At 73.1% G+C, this 16,794-nt stretch carries 15 protein-coding genes; 4 read left to right on the top strand and 11 right to left on the bottom strand.

The genetic code is table 11. From position 1 onward, the window contains the following. Window positions 1-24: 24 nt before the first annotated feature. The 6 genes from IFT36_RS07220 to IFT36_RS07195 all read right to left on the bottom strand — a co-directional run bounded on the left by IFT36_RS07220 (window position 25) and on the right by IFT36_RS07195 (window position 5,762). On the bottom strand, window positions 25-840 hold the full coding sequence (locus IFT36_RS07220) for an ABC transporter ATP-binding protein (RefSeq protein ID WP_307785051.1): 816 nt from the start codon (window positions 838-840) through the stop codon (window positions 25-27). Further along, complete coding sequence (locus IFT36_RS07215) at window positions 837-1,526, bottom strand: GntR family transcriptional regulator (RefSeq protein WP_123571143.1); 690 nt, start codon at window positions 1,524-1,526, stop codon at window positions 837-839. Before IFT36_RS07215 ends, IFT36_RS07220 begins: the two co-directional genes overlap by 4 nt. Window positions 1,527-1,675: 149 nt before the next feature. Next, window positions 1,676-2,656: an MDR family oxidoreductase gene (locus IFT36_RS07210; protein ID WP_200412769.1), complete on the bottom strand. Its 981-nt coding sequence runs from the start codon at window positions 2,654-2,656 to the stop codon at window positions 1,676-1,678. A gap of 24 nt (window positions 2,657-2,680) precedes the next feature. Beyond that, the gene (locus IFT36_RS07205; protein ID WP_056044120.1) at window positions 2,681-4,078 is read right to left on the bottom strand and encodes an SPFH domain-containing protein; all 1,398 of its coding nucleotides are present in this window, start codon (window positions 4,076-4,078) and stop codon (window positions 2,681-2,683) included. A gap of 11 nt (window positions 4,079-4,089) precedes the next feature. Continuing rightward, window positions 4,090-4,599, bottom strand: a complete 510-nt coding sequence (locus tag IFT36_RS07200) for a hypothetical protein (protein ID WP_159824867.1) — start codon at window positions 4,597-4,599, stop codon at window positions 4,090-4,092. A gap of 137 nt (window positions 4,600-4,736) precedes the next feature. Continuing rightward, window positions 4,737-5,762, bottom strand: a complete 1,026-nt coding sequence (locus IFT36_RS07195; RefSeq protein WP_056044114.1) for a 6-phosphofructokinase — start codon at window positions 5,760-5,762, stop codon at window positions 4,737-4,739. A gap of 142 nt (window positions 5,763-5,904) precedes the next feature. On the opposite strand from IFT36_RS07195, the gene IFT36_RS07190 reads away from it, so the two are divergent. Next, window positions 5,905-6,624, top strand: coding sequence for a DUF4190 domain-containing protein (locus IFT36_RS07190; RefSeq protein ID WP_200412768.1), 720 nt, complete (start codon window positions 5,905-5,907; stop codon window positions 6,622-6,624). 82 nt (window positions 6,625-6,706) lie between these two features. On the opposite strand, the gene IFT36_RS07185 is transcribed toward IFT36_RS07190, so the two are convergent. Then, window positions 6,707-7,192, bottom strand: a complete 486-nt coding sequence (locus tag IFT36_RS07185) for a pyridoxamine 5'-phosphate oxidase family protein (RefSeq protein WP_056044110.1) — start codon at window positions 7,190-7,192, stop codon at window positions 6,707-6,709. A gap of 33 nt (window positions 7,193-7,225) precedes the next feature. After that, entirely contained in the window at window positions 7,226-8,134 is a 909-nt protein-coding gene (trhO, locus tag IFT36_RS07180) for an oxygen-dependent tRNA uridine(34) hydroxylase TrhO (protein ID WP_200412767.1), read from the bottom strand. Between the two features lie 101 nt (window positions 8,135-8,235). On the opposite strand from trhO, the gene IFT36_RS17090 reads away from it, so the two are divergent. Next, on the top strand, window positions 8,236-9,633 hold the full coding sequence (locus IFT36_RS17090; protein ID WP_200412766.1) for a GntR family transcriptional regulator: 1,398 nt from the start codon (window positions 8,236-8,238) through the stop codon (window positions 9,631-9,633). Here IFT36_RS17090 and IFT36_RS07170 read toward each other — a convergent pair. Together IFT36_RS07170 and IFT36_RS07165 are read right to left on the bottom strand one after the other, a co-directional pair. Then, entirely contained in the window at window positions 9,614-10,624 is a 1,011-nt protein-coding gene (locus tag IFT36_RS07170; protein ID WP_200412765.1) for an LCP family protein, read from the bottom strand. The two genes, IFT36_RS17090 and IFT36_RS07170, sit on opposite strands and share 20 nt — an antisense overlap. A 62-nt stretch (window positions 10,625-10,686) precedes the next feature. Beyond that, window positions 10,687-11,424, bottom strand: a complete 738-nt coding sequence (locus tag IFT36_RS07165) for a sugar transferase (RefSeq protein WP_249408511.1) — start codon at window positions 11,422-11,424, stop codon at window positions 10,687-10,689. A 121-nt stretch (window positions 11,425-11,545) separates the two neighbouring features. On the opposite strand from IFT36_RS07165, the gene IFT36_RS07160 reads away from it, so the two are divergent. Continuing rightward, entirely contained in the window at window positions 11,546-12,508 is a 963-nt protein-coding gene (locus IFT36_RS07160) for a DNA-3-methyladenine glycosylase family protein (protein WP_200412763.1), read from the top strand. A 104-nt stretch (window positions 12,509-12,612) separates the two neighbouring features. On the opposite strand, the gene IFT36_RS07155 is transcribed toward IFT36_RS07160, so the two are convergent. After that, window positions 12,613-13,083 (bottom strand): MarR family winged helix-turn-helix transcriptional regulator, encoded by a 471-nt coding sequence (locus IFT36_RS07155; protein ID WP_173153933.1) that lies wholly within the window; start codon window positions 13,081-13,083, stop codon window positions 12,613-12,615. A 41-nt stretch (window positions 13,084-13,124) separates the two neighbouring features. Between IFT36_RS07155 and IFT36_RS07150 the strand changes: the two genes are divergently transcribed. Then, on the top strand, window positions 13,125-16,745 hold the full coding sequence (locus IFT36_RS07150) for a proline dehydrogenase family protein (protein ID WP_200412762.1): 3,621 nt from the start codon (window positions 13,125-13,127) through the stop codon (window positions 16,743-16,745). Window positions 16,746-16,794 lie beyond the last annotated feature (49 nt).

The following is a 16,794-nucleotide window of genomic DNA, read 5'->3' as shown; positions in this document are numbered from 1 at the left end:
CCGGCCCGCCGGCACGGCCGGAGGTCAGCGGCGGCGGGCGCGGGCCGACCAGCGGCCGCCGGCCCGATCGACCACGAGCGGGTGGTCGAACGCGCCCGACACGAGCTCGGACGTCAGCACGTCGTCGGCCCGTCCGGTGGCGAAGACCCGGCCGTCGCGTAGCAGCAGGGCGTGCGACGTGCTGCTCGGCAGGTCCTCGAGGTGATGGGTCACCGTGACGGAGGACATCGCACGGTGGGTCGTGCGCAGCTCGTCGACGGTGTCGAGCAGGTGTTCCCGCGCCGCGACGTCGAGTCCCGTCGCCGGTTCGTCGAGCAGCAGCAGGGCCGGCTGAGAGACCAGGGCGCGGGCGATCAGCGCCCGACCGCGTTCGCCCTGGGACAGCACGCTCCACCGTGCCGAGAGGCGGGACGAGAGACCGACGCTCGCGACGAGGTCGACGACCCGCGCCTCCTGCTCGTCGGTGGGCACCCAGCGGGGCACCGGGTCGCTGCTGCCCGTGAAGCCGGTCAGCACGACCTCGCGAACGGTGGCGTCGCCGACCATGCGATGGCGCGGATCGACGTGGCCGATGTGGCGACGCAGCTCGCTCAGTTCGACGCGCCCGAGGCGGCGGCCGAGGACGTCGACCGTGCCCGCGGTCGGGTGGCCGAGCGCACCGCACAACGTCAGCAGCGTCGTCTTGCCGGCTCCGTTGGGGCCGATCAGCGCCCAGTGCTCGCCGGAGTCCACGCGCAACGACACGTCGTGCAGCAGATCACGACCGCCCCGGGTCACCCGTGCAGCGACGACGTCGAGCACGGGCGGCACCGGGGCGGCCACGGAGGGGGCGACGGTCACGCGCGGTAGATGCCCGCCTCGCGCACCTGGTCGAACAGGCCCTGCAGGCGTGCGGGCTGCTCGCGCACGACGGCGGCGGCCGCCGCGGCGTCGTCCGCCTTCACGGCGTCGCGGAACGCCACGGTGAAGGCGTGCGCCTGCGGGAAGTCGAAGATGCCGTTGGCCGACGGACGACGCAGGAGCAGCAGGAGGCGCGGGCCGGTGTTCGACCACAGTCGCGTCAGGGACTCGCTGTCGGCCGCGGCCAGAAGGATCTCGTTGGCCCGCACGAGGCCCGCGATGTCTTCTTCCTTCTTCGCCTTGAAGGCCTTGGCCCGGGTGTCGAGGAGGCCGACGACCTCGGCACGCTGAGCCTTGTCGAGCTTGGGCACGGCCCGCTCGACGAAGAGGGACCAGACGGCGTAACCGACGTCGACGGTGTCGACGAACTCGCCGTAGGACGGGTCGACGATGCGCGTGTAGCGGTTGGCCTCGATGTCGACCAGTGCCTGGTCGGCGAGCTTGGCGATCGCCTCGCGGACGGGCGTGCGGGAGACGCCCAGCCAGGCCACGAGCTGGTCGTCGTTCAGGCGCTCACCGAACTCGAGGGTGCCGTCGATGATCGCGGCGAACATCTTGTCGTAGACGACGTCGCGCAACAGGCGGCGAGGGGCGGGCGTCTGGTCGTCGTTCTGGGGGATCGGCATCGGGGGCCTCCGTCGTGTCTGCGGTCAGGTGCCGACGGTCGACGGCGCTCGGCACCGCGGTCGGTCGGTTCGTCGACCCGGCCCTGAACCGGTCGCCGACATGTCGAGCATAAACCCGAGGGCTGAGTACGTATGGGTGATCCGGAGTTCTAGATGTGCGATCCGCCGACGCGCACGACCGTCCGCCCCCGGGTCCGGCCCGCCAGGATCGCCTCGCCGGCGCCCACCACGTCGGCCAGGGCGACCTCGCCGGTCATCGAGTCGAGGAGGTCGAGGTCGAGGTCTCGTGCCAGTCGGTCCCAGGCGCGCTGGCGCAGGTCGAGCGGTGCCTCCACCGAGTTCACGCCGGCCAGGGTCACGCCCCGCAGGATGAACGGCAGCACCGTCGTCGGCAGGTCGGCGCCCTGGGCGAGCCCGCAGGCCGTGACGGTGCCGCCCCAGCGGGTCTGGGCCAGGACGGTGGCGAGGGTGTGGCTCCCGACCGAGTCGACGCCGCCGGCCCAGCGGGCCCGCTGCATCGGCTTCCCCGCACCGGACAGTTCGTCGCGGTCGACCAGGGCCGAGGCCCCGAGCGAGCGGAGGTAGTCGCCCTGCTCGGCGAGGCGACCCGAGGAGGCGCTGACCGAGTACCCGAGGCGGCTCAACACCGCGATCGCCACCGACCCGACGCCTCCGGCCGCACCGGTCACCACGACGTCGCCGTCGTCGGGGCCGACGTCGCGTTCGAGCCGGAGGACGCTCAGCATCGCCGTGAAACCCGCCGTGCCGATGGCGGCGGCGCGCCGCCCGTCGATGCCCGGGGGGAGCAGGACGGCGCTGCCCGGGTCGACCACGACGCGTTCGGCGAAGCCGCCCGCCTTCGTCTCGCCGTGGCCCGCACCGTTGACCAGCACCTCGTCGCCCGGTGCGAAACGTGACGACCCCGAGGACGCCACGACGCCGACCAGGTCGATGCCGGGCACGAGAGGATCGACCCGGGCGACCCCGGGGTCACCGCGCAGGGCGAGACCGTCCTTGTAGTTGACGCCGGACCAGGTGACGTCGACGACGACGTCACCTGGTCCGGCGACCGGCTCGTCGAGCTCCCGGAGCTCGGCGGCCCTGTCCTTCTCGACCACGATCGCACGCATGCGATCGAGGTTACGCGGGTGCGGTCAGACGCGATCGACGGGGCCGGACGCTCCCGCCTTGCCCCCGAGGAACCCGCCCAGCGCACTGACGAGGTCGAGCCCCGTCGTGGCCTTCACGACGTCCTGCAGCTGCGTCATGTTGTTGGCGACCGACTTGGTCAGCTCGTTGGCACCGTCGGTCGACACCACCGTCAGGGCGTCGATGTTGCCCATCGGCGCCGCCATCTCGCGGGCGATCTCGGGCAGGCGCGAGATGACCTGCGAGGCGAGTGCCGCCTGGCCGAACTTGCCCTGCGCCTCGGCCAGCGCGTCCACGGCCTCGGCCTCGGCGAGACCCTTGGCCTTGATCGCCGCGGCCTCGGCGCGACCGGCGGCCTCGACGGCCGCGGCCTCGTTCTCGGCCGCGTTGCGGGCGGCGTCGGCGAGCTGGGTGCGGCGGAACGCCTCGGCCTCGACGGCGGCGTTGGCGGCGTCGCGCTCGGCCTCGGCGTTCTGCACGGACGCGTAGGCCGCGGCCTCGGCGGGCTGGCGCACCTCGATGTTGAGTCGCTCCTGGTTGACCTTGGCCTGCTCGGCCACGGCGATGCTCTCTTGTTCGGCGACCAGCTTGTCTTGCATGGCCCGGGCGAGCTCACCGGCGGCGGCGGCCTCGGCCTGGGCGCGATCGGTCTCGGCCTTGATCTGGGCCTGGCGGACGTCGAGCTGCAGCTGACGCTCGGCCGTCTGCTGCGTGTTGCCGATGCGGGCCAGGGCGGCGATGCGCTCGGCCTCGGCCTCGGCCACGTCGGCGTTCTGCTTGGCGACGGCCGCCTCGGCACGACCGCGGTCGGCGAGGTAGGTGCTGCCCGGCGTCTCGATCTCGCGGATGTTCATGGTCTCGATCTGGAGGCCGAGCTCGGCGAGCTCGCCCTTGGTCTCGTTCACGGCGTCGGCCGCGAGGCGCGAGAAGTTCTTGACCAGGTCGTCGACCGGCTGACCGCCGATGAGACCGCGGATCGACCCCTCGAGCGACTGCTGCACGATGACCGGGAGCTGCTGCTGCTGCAGCAGGTAGCGCTGGGCGGCACGGCGCACCCCGTCTTCGGTGCCGGTCACCTTGAAGTTGACCGTGGCCTTCACGGCGGTGCGGATGTAGTTGGCGTCGATCGCCTGCACCTCGACCGGGGTCTGGTACTGCTCGAGCGACAGCTTGAAGCCCTCTTGGAAGATCGGCCAGACGAAGGTGCGGCCACCGATGATGACCTTCTGCGGGCTGGAGATGCCGCCGCCCTCGGACCGTTCGGCGCCACGGCCGACCACGATCAGGGCCTCGTTCGGCGGGACGCGACGGACGCGGCTGGCGACGAACGACAGCAGGGCGAGCACGATGACGACGGCGACGACGATGGCGACGACGCTGACGTTCGAGGAGATGAAGTCCACGGGGCTTCCTTTCAGTTGGTCTGGGGATCACGTGACGCGGAGGTCTCGCCGGCGTCGAGCGCCTCGACCTGTACGCGCGGGCCGTTCTCGGCCACGACGCGGACGCGGACGCCGCGCTCGATGCGCGCGTCGCTGGTCGCGAGCCTCCGCTCGAGCTCGCGGACGTCGTCGAGCCGGACCTCGCCGCCGGCCGGGCCGGTGGCCTCGGTCGTGACGCCGACGAACCCGACGGGCGACCAGTGACCCCCGCTCTCGCGGCGCGTCACGCGGCGGACGACGAGCTGGATCAGCACGAGGGCGACGAGGGCCATGCCCACGGCGACGGCGTAGGTCCACCCCGCGGCGAGGTCGGTCTGCGACGTGACGACCCCGGCGAGCCCGAAGATGGCCAGGGCCGCGCCCAGGGCGACGCCCGAGACGAGCCCGTCGCCGACGTCGACGACGTCGAGCAGGTCGCCCACGACGATGCTGACGAGCAGGAGCAGGAGTCCGATCGCCCCCACCACGATGAACGTGATCATGCGTCGAGACTGTCAGACTCCGGCCGGGCGCACATCGCCTGTGCGACGGACCCCGCGCCACCGCCCACCGGCCACCGCCCACCGGCCACCGCGCACCGGCCACCGCCCACCGGCCACCGCCCACCGGCGGCCGCCCCTCAGCCGAAGAGGATCGCGGCCTCGTCGTAGCGGTGCTGCGGGACGACCTTGAGGCTGTCGAGGGCCTCCTCGAACGAGACGTGGACGATCTCGGTGCCCCGCAGGGCGACCATGCGCCCCCAGCGACCCTCGACCACCGCGTCGCTCGCCGCCATGCCGAGTCGCGTGGCGAGCACGCGGTCGTAGGACGTGGGCGTACCGCCGCGTTGGATGTGCCCCAACGTCGTGGCGCGGGTCTCGATGCCCGTGCGCTCCTCGATGACGGGGGCGAGTCGCTCGCCGATCCCGCCGAGGCGCGGGCGGCCGAAGGCGTCCAGGCCGCGCTCGGAGTGCACGTCGCTCTCGTGGTCGGGCACGAAGCCCTCGGCGACGACCACCAGCGGTGCCCGACCCCGGTCGTAGGCCGACTGCACCCACTCGACGATCTGGTCCATGCTGGTCGCCTGCTCGGGGATGAGGATCGCGTGGGCACCGGCGGCCATGCCCGAGTGCAGGGCGATCCAGCCCACGTGCCGGCCCATGACCTCGGCGACCATGCAGCGGCTGTGCGAGTCGCCGGTGGTGCGCAGGCGGTCCATGGCGTCGGTGGCGATCTGGACCGCGGTGTCGAAGCCGAAGGTGTAGTCGGTCGCCCCGAGGTCGTTGTCGACGGTCTTGGGCACGCCGACGATCTTGAGCCCCGCGTCCGTCAGGCGCTTGGCCGCGGCCAGGGTGCCCTCGCCGCCGATGGCGATCATGGCGTCGATGCCGAAGCGCTCCATGTTCTCGGCGATGCGGTCGACGCCGCCGTCGCCCTCGAACGGGTTCGTGCGGCTCGTCCCGAGGATCGTTCCGCCCTGTTTCGCGATGCCCTGGATCTCTTTGCGGGTGAGGGGCATCACGTCGCCGTCGACGACGCCTCGCCAGCCGTCGCGGAAGCCGACGAACTCTTGTCCGTGGATCTGCGTGCCCTTGAGCACGGCACCGCGGATGACCGCGTTGAGACCGGGGCAGTCGCCACCGCTGGTGAGGATTCCGATTCGCATCGAGGGGCTCCATCGCATCGAAGGGCCCGATCGACGGGCCGAGGTCGAGACCCATCATGGACCACGAGGAGGCGCGGCACCTGTCCACGGGCCCGGTCACCGCCCTGCCGGTCGCGCAGGCGGCCGTACTACCCTCGCCTGCATGAGCAACGAGCAGCCGGGGCGTCCGCCGTCGCCGTGGGCCCGGTTCGCCCGACCCGCGCCGACCGAGCCCGACCGGGGCGAGTTCCCGTTCGGTCCGCCTCGCCCGGTGCACCCCGAGGCGGGCGTGGCCGATCGCGGTTGGCCGCTCGACCCCTCCGGCGCATCGTCGATGCCCGCCACGCGACAGCAGCAGCCGTTCTTCCCCCAGCCCGCGGCGTCGCAGCCCCCCTCGTCGCAGCCCGTCGGCCAGCAGCCCGTCGGCCAGCAGGCCGCCGCGCCGACGTGGGACTCCGACGGTCGTCAGGTCTGGGCGCCGCCGCCCGGTCCCGTGCCCGAGACCGGCTCCGCACCCGACGCCCGGGCCGAGAACGCAGGCCTCGGCTCGTACTTCTTCCCCGCCGACGACGACTGGTCGTCGGCACCGCCCCGCACCGACGACGAGGGCCGCGGTCTCGCGATCGCGTCGATCGTCTTCGGCGTCTTCTTCGCGCCCCTCGGCCTGGTGTTCGGCATCGTGGCGGCGCGACGCGCCCGAGCCGCCGGCCGCCCGGCCCCCCTCGCGCTGACCGGCATGGTCGTCGCCTCGATCGTCATCGTCCTGAGCCTCGTGTACGCCATCGCGGCACTCGACTACTACTCGCAACTCGCGACGACCTGTGCCCAGCTCGGTCCCGGCGACTACGTGAACAGCGACGGTCGGACCGTCACCTGCGGGTGACCGGGGCGGGTACGGACCACCACGGGGCGCGAGCCACCGGGGGCGCGGGCCGTCGAGGACGACCCGCGCCGCGCCTCCTCGGCTAGAGCGAGACGGTGCCGGTGTCGGCGACGTTCTTCGGGTGTCCGCCGGTCACGGCGGCCTTGGCGTACTTGAACAGGGTGACGGCCTTGGGCTCGTTGCTGACCCAGTACTCGGCCGTGTCGACGTCGACCTCGAGCAGTGCGACGGTCGGGTCCTCGCGGCCCTTGTCGAACCAGGCCTCGGCCCCGGTCGTCCACAGTTCGTCGATCAGCCCGGAGTCCTTGACGATCGAGGCCTTGCCCGCGAGCGACAGGTAGCCCTTGCCGGTCTCGACGGCGACGTTCACCTGCGGGTGCGCCTTGACGTCGTCGACCTTGGGGGAGGGGTCGCGCGTGAAGAAGTACACCTTGCCGTCGAAGTCGCGATCGACGATCGCGAGGGGCCGGCTCACGAGGTGGCCGTGGCTGCTCTGCGTGGTGAGGATGCCGATGCGGCCCGCGTCGAGGACCTCGCCGATCTTCTTGATGTCGTTGGTCTCAGTCATGCCGGGGACCCTACGCCGGAGCCTCGACCGAGGTCACAGCACCGCGGGTCCGCCGCCGGTCAGGGACGAGGAGGCGCGGTGCCGGTCGCAGGTCACGTCGCCTCGTGCACCGCACCCGTCGCAGGCGACCAGTTGCCGTCGGCACTGCACCTCGACGCAGTTCTGCATGCGGCTGGTCGCGGTGCCGCAGACCTCGCAGCGACCGATCACGGCCGCGTGGTCGCTGAACTCGACCGACCCGCGACCGTCGAAGACGTAGAGCGAACCGTCCCACAGGCCGTCGTCGCCGAAGCGCTCGCCGTAGCGCACGACACCCCCGTCGAGTTGGTAGACCCGCGAGAACCCCCGCGACGTCATGAGGGACGACAGCACCTCGCAGCGCACGCCGCCCGTGCAGTAGGTGACGACGGGCTGGTCCTTGAGGTGGTCGTAGCGCCCGCTGTCGAGTTCGGCCACGAAGTCGCGGGTCGTGGCCACGTCGGGCACCACGGCGCCTCGGAACCGACCGATGCGTGACTCGTACTCGTTGCGCCCGTCGAAGAAGGTGACCTGCTCACGGTCGACGAGCTCGTGGAGTTCGTCGGGGGACAGCCGCTCACCGGTGCCCACCACGCCGGACCCGTCGACCTGCAGTTCGTCGGGAGCGCCGAACGTCACGATCTCGTCGCGCACCTTGACCGACAGGCGGGGGAAGTCGGCGCCGGTGCCCTCGCTCCACTTGACGTCGAGCCCGCCCAGGGCCGGGTGCTGCCGGGTCTTCTTGAGCCAGCGCTTGACGTCGGGCAGGTCGCCTCCGAGCGTGCCGTTGAGGCCCTGGTGGGACACGAGGACGCGCCCGCGCAGGTGCAGGGACTCGGCGAGGTCGCGCTGCCACAGACGCATCGCCTCGGGATCGCCGAGCGGTGTGAAGGCATAGAACAACACGATGTTCGGGGTCGCCACCAGGAGATCCTAGGGGCAGGCCGGTGGGGGAGCGCCGTACGCCTGAGGCATGAATGCCTTATGCTGGTACCCGGAATTCCAGACACCGACGAAAGGCGACGATGCCCGTCCCGACCCCCGCCCGTCCGGTCATCCCTCGGCGCCTCCAGAAGGACGCCGTCTTCGAGTACCTGGTCGAGGCGATCCTCGACGGCACGCTGCGACCGGGCGAGCGCCTGCGAGACGCCGACTGCGAGACGTGGCTCGGTGTCTCGCGGACGCCGATCCGGGTCGCCATCGCGAAGCTCGAGCAGGTGCGACTGGCCGAGATCTCGGCCCGGAGGGCGACGAGCGTCGTGGTCCCTCGCCGCGAGGTCGCCGTCGACCTCCTGGCGGTCGGGTGCGCCCTGCTCGCGGCCGTCGTGGCGTCGGCGGGTCACGACGAACGAACCGGGCTCGATCGACGCCTGTCGGGCCTCGTCGACGACTGCCGCGCCCGTTCCTCCTCGGCGGACGGTTCCGTCGAGGAGGTCGACGCGGTCGGCGACTCCTGGGCGGCGGTGTGGTCGGCCGTCGACGACAACGTGTTCGGCCGCCTCGCCGTCCGACACGCGCGTCGTCTGACGCTGCCCCTGCGCCATCACCTCCGAGAGCTGTCCGCCGACGATCTCGACGTCGTCGCCGACGTGTTCGTCGAGGTTCGTCGGTCACTCGGCGGCGGGCTGGTCGACGCCGCGGCCGAGGCGTGCGAACGGGTCACCTCGAGGCTCGACCTTCCCGACGTCGCCCGGGACGGGGCGTCCGATCCGCTCGGGGCGTCCGCCGTCGTCGAGGACCGTCGCGTCCTCCCCCGGGGTGACGACGTCGCGAGGGCCGGCGCCCGCGCGACCCTCGTCCGACCACGCCTCAGCGACGACGTCTACCGGATGATCCTCGTCGCGATCCTGGACGGCACCCTGACGCCCGGCGAGAGGCTCGCCGACGACGAACTCACCACCTGGCTGGGCGTCTCGCGGACTCCCGTCCGTTCCGCTCTCGAGCGGCTCGACGAGAGGGGCCTCGTCGACATGGCTCCGAACCGCTACACGCGGGTCGCTCGCCCCGAGGTCGCCGACGTCGTCGCCGCCCGCGACCTGTACGCACGACTCGTGTCGTGGTCGGCCGGTCGACACCCGACGGGCGGCGGCGCCGACCGGGCCGAGATCGCGGCGGTGACGAGCCAATTGCTCCCCCTCGCGACGAGGTCCGAAGGGGCCCCGGCGCCCCTGTCGACCCTGACCTGCCTGGGTGCCACGATCAGGCGACTCGCCTCGGTCGAACGATCACCGGCGCTGTCCCGCGAACTCGACATCCTCGAGCCCCGTCTGGCCCATGGGTTGATCTCGTGTGGATTCGGACTGCCACCGAGCTCGTGGCGGACGTTCTCGGATGCCGTGCGGGTGTCGCCCGGTGCGACGGGTGGCGGCTGGGGCCCGGCAGTGGCCGCTCTGATCCGTTCGCTCAGCCCGCAGGGGGGCTGAGCGCCTCGAGGTCGTCTTCGGCGAACGCCCGACGGAGGTCGTCGAGCATCGAGTCGTCGACGACGACGATCGATTGCCCGTCGGGTGACGTGCCGGTGCCCGAGACGGGCATCGTGAAGGACGTCACGTCGGACGGTCGGAGCTGTCTCAACGAGAGGCCGAGGCCGATCATGTCGCTCGTGGTCCACGAGCTGTCCACCCCGACGTGACCGGCAGTGGTCTCGACGAACGCCGAGACGCGCGCCGGATCGGTCAGGGTGCGCGTGCTGACCAGGCGGTCGGTGATGCCGGCCACCAGGGCTCGTTGATTGCGCATGCGCTGGAAGTCGCCGTCGGCGAAGGCGTAGCGCTCGCGCACGTACTCGAGAGCGCTCGGACCGTCGAGGGTGACGGCTCCCTCGGCGAAGACGCGATCTCCTCGACGGAACTCGACGTCGTTCTGCACGGTCACGGCACCCAACGTCGCGACGATCGATTCGACGCCACCGAAGTCGACGACGGCGGCGTGGTCGATGCGTGCGCCCGTCATCGCCTCGATCGTCCGGGTCTGGAGCGGGACACCGCCCCAGGCCAGGGCGGCGTTGACCTTGGCCTGGCCGTGGCCCGGCACCTCGACCCAGGTGTCGCGAGGGATCGACACGAGCTCGACGGAGTGACGGTCCGCGGCGATGTGGGCGACCATGATCGTGTCCGCCCGTCGCGGCCCGGAGCCCCCGAGATCGCGGTCGTCGACGGGCTCGCGGCTGTCCGACCCGAGGAGCAGCAGGTTGACGGAGCCGTCGGTGGCGGGGGCGGGACGGCCCGCGTAGTCGGTCAGGGTGCCGACGTCGTCGAGGGCGTCCTCCGCCGACCGGATCGTGGTGAGACCGAAGATCGCCAGTGCCCCGACCCCCGTGATCACGACGCCGACCAGCACGAGCAGGCTCGTCATGGCGAGACGGTGGCGTCGGAAGAACGAGCGGCGTCGTCTGCGGGCACGGTGGTCGGTCATGGTGGCTCCGCTTCGGGGGTCTGGTCGGCGGTCGGGTCCGGGGAACGCGTGCCGCGTCTCGCTCAGTACGCGCCGGAGGGCCGGACGACGGCGCCGATCGTCTGCACGAGCAGCCGCGCATCGGTCGTCGGCGTCCAGCCGTGGACGTAGCCGAGGTCGAGGTCGAGCCCGGCGTCCCAGTCGAGGTCGGAGCGGCCCCCCACCTGCCACGGGCCGGTCAGCCCCGGCAGCACCGTCAGGCGCTGGCGGGCGCGGCTGCAGTACTGGGCGACCTCTCGCGGCAAGGCCGGGCGCGGCCCGACCAGGCTCATCTCGCCCCGCAGCACGTTCACCAGCTGTGGCAGCTCGTCGAGCGAGTGTCTGCGGAGCACGCGGCCGACCCGGGTCACACGCGGATCGACGCGGAGCTTGAAGAGCGGCCCGTCGGCGTCGTTCGCCTCGGGCATGATCGCGACGGCCCGATCGGAGTCGGCCATCGATCGGAACTTCAGCATCTCGAAGGTCCGGCCGTCGAGCCCACAGCGTTCTTGGCGGTAGAGGACCGGGCCGCGGCTGTCGAGTCGCACCGCCAGGGCGACGAGGGCGAGCGCGGGAGCGAGAGTGGTCAGAGCGGCGACGGCCCCGACCACGTCGATCGCCCGCTTGGCCCGACGGGCGACGGCCCGCCGGACCGGGGGAGCGGCCGGGGCGACGTCGGGACCGTGGGCATCGCCCTGGTGGTGGCGGTTCGGTCGGCCGGGCGCGGAGGAGGTGAGGCGTGCACCTGGGGGTGCGGACAGGGGTCTCGTGGTGATCGTCATCGGGTCTGCTCGGTGTCTCTCGTCTCGTGCACGGGCGGCGGATGGCCGACGCATAAAATATCACACAGACATGAGTCATGACGCAAGAGGGGTTGTCGGCGGGAGCGTCTACCATCGCGACATGGATCAGCTCGAGCGCAGGGGGGCCGCTCCCGCCGCGGACGACCGACGGCTCGGGACGGTCTACTCGTCGGCACGCCCGGTGGACGTCCGGGCCACCCTGCGGCCCCTGGGTCGCGGCTCGGGCGATCCCTCGTTCCGGGTCGACGGCGACCGGACGTGGCTCGCCCTGCGCACCCCGGCGGGCGAGGCGACGCTCTGCGTGTCGGCGAGCCGCGCCTCCTCGTCCGTCCGCGCTGACGCGTGGGGGCCGGGAGCCGCCTGGGCGATCGAGCACGTACCCGAGCTGCTGGGCCGCGGCGACGACTGGTCGGGGCTCGACGTCACGACGAACGCGTTCCTGGCCGACGCCCGCCGGCGGCAACCGGGGCTCCGGCTGACCCGCACCAACCTCGTGCTGCAGGCCGTCGTCCCGGCGATCCTCGAGCAGAAGGTCACGAGCGTCGAGGCCTGGCGTGCGTGGCGGCAGCTCGTGCGTCGACACGGCACGCCGGCACCGGGTCCGGCACCCGAGGGGCTCGTCGTGCCGCCGGACGCCCAGGGCTGGCGCCGCATCCCCAGCTGGGAGTGGCACCGGGCCGGCGTCGGGCCGCAGCGATCGGCGACCGTCATGAGGGTCTGTGCGGTGGCGCCCGCACTCGAGCGCACGCTCGCCCTCGGTCGGGGTGGCGACGAGGTCGCGACGCGCCTCCGGTCGATCCCCGGCGTGGGCGTCTGGACCGCCGCCGAGACGACGCAGCGTGCGCACGGCGACCCCGACAGCCCCAGCGTGGGCGACTACCACCTACCCGCCGTGGTCGGATGGGCGCTCATCGGCCGTCCCGTGGACGACGACGGCATGCTCGAGCTGCTCGAGCCGTGGCGCGGCCACCGTGAACGCGTCATGCGGTTGATCACGGGCAGCGGCTTCTCGAAGCCGAGGTTCGGCCCGCGCATGACCATCCAGGACCACCGCTTCCACTGACGCGGCCGGCACGGCCGGCACGGCCGGCACGGCCGAGAGGGCCGAGACCGCCGAGGTGGCCGCGACGACCGCGCGTCCGCGTCGGGACGCAGAGGAGGCGCGGGTCAGGCCTGGGCGTCGGGCGACGCGTCCGTGCCGATCGCCTCGAGCACGCGACCCGAGAACGCCCGGACGACCTCGGCGTCCGTCTCGAGCACGTCCGCGAAGTACCTCTTGATGGCGGCCGTGTGCCCCCGGGTCGCCGCGAGCATGGCCCGGCGGCCGTCAGGCGTCAGCTCGACCCAGGTGCCCCGCGCATCGGAGGCGCACTCGGTGCGGCGCACCAGCCCTCGGCGCTCCATGCGGGTGACCTGGTGGCTGACCCGGCTCTTCTCCCAGCCGATCTGCTCGGCGATGTCCCGCACGCGCGAGCGTCGGTCGCTGCTCCGGCCCAGGCCGACGAGGATCTCGTACTCGGGGGCGGACACGCCCGAATCGCTCTGCAGACGGAGCTCGAGGGCCCGGTCGAGGCGCCGTCTCATGGCGTAGAAGGAGTCCCAGACGACCCACTCCTCGTCGGTGAGTTCGTCGGCCATTCGCCCAGTGTAGGGACGGTGGCGCGGCATATCCTCGACCCATGTCCGATGTGCACGCCGACGAAGTCACGCAGCAGACCGTCGAGACAGCCCGCCGCTGGTGGGACGCCGCGCGTGCCGTCCCGGTGCAGGGCCCGGCCGCCCGCCTGACCGAGGTGCTGCGCGACCCCCGCGGCCTCGACTTCGCCCGCGACTTCGCCGACCGCGTCGTCCGCCCCGGGGACGACCGGGCGGGCGCATCGGCCCTCGAGTCGCTCAGCCGACGCACGCCGGCCCTGCTGCCCTGGCACCTCCGGGCGGCCATCTCGTTCGGTGGGGGCTTCGGCCCGATCGCACCCAAGCCGATCATGCCGGTCGCGCGGCGGACGCTGCGCCACATGGTCGGGCACCTGCTCGTCGACGCGCCACCCGAGAAGCTCGCGCAGGCCCTCACGGGTCTGCGCGGCGACGGTGTCCGGCTCGACGTCACCGCCTGGGGGCCCACGGTGTCGGGGCCGACCCAGGCCGAGCGCCGGGTCGCCGCGGTCCGGGCCCTGATCGAGCGGCCCGACGTCGAGCGCGTCACGACGACCGTCCGCGAGCTCGTCGGCCCGACCTCGCCCTGGGCCTTCGACGAGACGAGCGACCTCGCCGAGTCGAGGCTCCGGCCCCTGGTCGAGCTGGCGGCGTCGACGGGCACGCTCCTCACCCTCGGCGTCGACCGGCACGCCGACGTCGACCTCACGATCGACGTCTTCACGCGACTGCTCGACCGACCCGGGCTCGAGGCGGTGACGGCGGGCATCGTCGTCCAGTCGTACGTCCCCGAGGCGCTCGACTCGCTGCGGTTGCTCACCGACTGGGCCCGTGACCGCGTCGACCGGGGCGGCGCGCCGATCTCGGTCCGGCTGGTGAAGGGCGGGTCGCGACTCGACGAGATCGTCGACGCCCGCCTGCACGACTGGCCCGTCGTCACCTTCGAGGCCAAGCACGAGACCGACGCGAGCCACCTCCGGCTGGTCGAGTTCGCGCTGAGGCCCGAGAACGCCGCGGTCGCCCGGGTCGGCCTCGCCGGGCACGACGTCTTCGACCTGGCCCATGCCGTCACGGTCGCCCGTCGCCACGGCACCGACCACCTGCTCGACGTCGAGATGTGGCTGGGGGCCGCACCCGGGCTCGCCGAGGTCGTCCGCTCCGAGCTCGGGTCACTCGTCCTCCTGGTGCCGGTGACCGTCTCCGGCGAGTTCGACTCCGCCGTGCGACACCTGGTGGGCCGGCTCGACGCGCTCGCCGACCCCGAGGGATTCCTCTCGAGCGCCCTCGACGTCGACCACGAGGCGGCGTTCGCGCGAGAGGCTCGCCGGCACGACCGCGCCGTGGCGGCCGTCGGCGATCTGCCCTCCGTGCCCCGGCGCCGTCGAGACCGGTCGGGCCCGCTCGACGAGGGCCCCGACCACGTCGTCGACTTCGTGGCCGAGGCCGACACCGATCCTTCGCTCGACGGCAACCGGAGGTGGGCCCGAGGTGTGCTCGGGCGCGCCCGTCGGTCGGTCGCCGGCATCGAGACCGCCGACGCGGCCCCCTCCCTCGGGGCCGCCTCCTCGGACGACGGCGCCCTCGACGACGACTCCCTCGAGGCGATGGTGACCCGCGCCTCCTCGGCCGGCGGGGCCTGGGGCGGCCAAGACCCCGAAACCCGCGCCGAGCTGCTCGACCTGGCGGGCCGCGAGCTCGCCCTGCGGCGTTCGCGCCTGGTCGAGGTGTCCGTCAGCGAGTCCGGTTCGACCCTGTCCGAGGCCGACCACGAGGTCGGTGCGGCCGTCGACTCGGCCCATCGTCTGGCCGTCCTGACCCGAGGGCTCGCGGCGGTCGACACGGCCGAGCACCTGCCCCCGCGGCTGACGGTCGTCGTGCCCGACCTCGTCACGCCCGTCGCCGGAACGGTCGAAGGAGTGCTCGCGGCGTTCGGCGCCGGCAGCGCGGTCGTCGTCTTGTTGCCCCGGAGCCGGCGTCGGGCGGTCGCCGTCGTCGCGGAGGCGCTCTGGGCGGTCGGCGTCCCGGACTCGCTCCTGGCCCTCGTCGTCGCGGACGACCCCGACCACGAACGCGCCCTGCTGACGCACCCGCTGGTCGACCGGGTGGTCGCCCACGGGGCGGTCGAGACGGCCGTCGGCCTCCGCGACGTGCGCCCCGACCTCGACCTCGCCGTGCGGACCCGGGGGGTCACCTCGCTCGTCGTCACCCCGTCGGCCGACCTCGAGCTCGCCGCCGCCGACGTCGTCGCCAGCGTCGTCGACCACGCCGGCCGTGGTCACGGAGCACTCGACCTGGTGCTGGCCGTCGGGTCCGTCGGTCACGGTGAGACGTTCCGTCGCCTGCTGCGCGAGGCCTTCGAGGCGGTCGTCGTGGGTCCGGCCGACGACGTCGCCACCGTGATGGGCCCGCTCGCCTCCACCCCGACCGGGTCCGAGCTCGACGTCCTGACCGTGCTCGGCCCCGGCGAGTCGTGGCTGCTCGAGCCGCGTCCCCTCGACGAGACCGGGGCCCTCTGCTCGCCGGGCGTGCGCGACGGCGTGGACGCCCGCGGCGCCTTCGCCTCCCGCTCGCACGAGGTCCCCGTCGTCGGCCTCGTCCCGGTCGAGACCCTGGCCGAGGCGATCGCGGTGCAGAACGCCGAGAACGGCGGTGACGTGGCGGGTCTGCACTCCCTCGACGTCGACGAGATCGACGAGTGGCTGCACACCGTGCGGGCCGGAGACCTCGTCGTCGGTGGTCCGACAACGGGCGCCCGGGTCCGGCGCAGGCCCCCCGGCGGGTGGGGTCGACGGGCGATCGGTCGGGGTCTCAAGCCCGGCGGCCCGAACGCCCTGATCGGCCAGGGGGCCTGGCGCCACCGTCCCCACGAGCCGCGCCCCTCCCTGCGCCTGCACGACGTCTCCGAGGGGGTCACCCGTCTCGTCGACGCGGCCCGACCCACCCTGTCGTTCGAGCAGTTCGACTCGCTGCGGACGGCCGTCGAGAGCGACCAGCGCGCCTGGCAGTCCGAGTTCGGCCTGGCCCGTGACGTCACCGGCCTCGTCGTCCAGCGCAACGTGCTCCGCTACCGTCCGCACCCCGTCACGCTGCGACTTTCCGCGGGGGCCGATCCGACGGCTCTCGTCCGGCTCGTCGCCGCCGGGGCACGGGCGGGGTCGACCCTGACCATCAGTTCGGCCGTGCCGCTGCCGGCGGGTCTCGTGCACCTGTGGCGCGCCTCCTCGTCGCCGGTGCGGGTGCGAGACGTCGTCGTCGAGAGCGACGAGGCGTTCGTCGCGCGGGCGGCCGCGGGGGCGCTGCAGGGCCCCACGGCCGAGGTGGCCGGCCCGGACGTGCTCGACCTGCTGGCCGAGGCCGCCGGGGGCGAGCGGGCCTCCACCGAGGAGGCGCGGGTCGACGACTCGAGACCGGCTCCGTCACCCGAGGCGGTCGCGGCCTACCGCGGCCTGCGCATCCGGACGATCGGCGGAGATCCCGCCGCGCTGGCCCGGGCCCTGCGGGGCAGCCCCGACGTCACGATCTCGTCTGGCGAGGTGACCGAGGAGGGGCGGATCGAACTCCTGACGTTCCTGCGAGAGCAGTCGGTCTCGCTGACGGCGCACCGGTACGGACGCCTCGACCCCACGCTGGCCGACCTGCGACTCTGACCGGCCTGCGGGTCGGGCCGATCTGCGGGTCGGGCCGGCCTACGGCATC

Origin of the sequence: Frigoribacterium sp. CFBP 13605 (assembly GCF_014839405.1) — a bacterium.
Lineage (GTDB): Bacteria > Actinomycetota > Actinomycetes > Actinomycetales > Microbacteriaceae > Frigoribacterium.
Note: the sequence above shows the minus strand (reverse complement) of the source record. Positions and strands in the feature narration are given on the sequence as shown.